We start from the raw sequence: 272 nt of genomic DNA, 5'->3' as shown, positions 1-272 counted from the left end.
GCTCAAGCAACTCCGCAGCGAGCATCCGGACCTGCCATTGATGATGCTCTCGGGCCGCGGCGAACCGCTGGATCGCATGCTTGGATTGGAGCTCGGCGCCGACGATTACCTGGCCAAGCCCTGTGACCCGCGCGAGCTCACCGCACGCCTGCGCGCCGTGCTGCGCCGCAGCCATCCCGCTACCGTGCCGAGCCAGGTCGAGCTTGGCGACCTTTGTTACAGCTCCGCCCGCGGTATCGCGAGCGTTGGCGGTCACGACGTCAGCCTTACAC

At 67.3% G+C, this 272-nt stretch carries 1 protein-coding gene; it reads left to right on the top strand.

Annotated elements, in window-relative coordinates:
• Window positions 1-272, top strand: a 272-nt coding sequence (locus tag AAEZ09_RS28285; protein WP_350601650.1) for a response regulator, incomplete at both ends; no start/stop codon positions are given.

The organism is Pseudomonas sp. 65/3-MNA-CIBAN-0223 (assembly GCF_040310425.1).
Taxonomy (GTDB): Bacteria; Pseudomonadota; Gammaproteobacteria; order Pseudomonadales; family Pseudomonadaceae; genus Aquipseudomonas; species Aquipseudomonas gregormendelii.
Note: the sequence above shows the minus strand (reverse complement) of the source record. Positions and strands in the feature narration are given on the sequence as shown.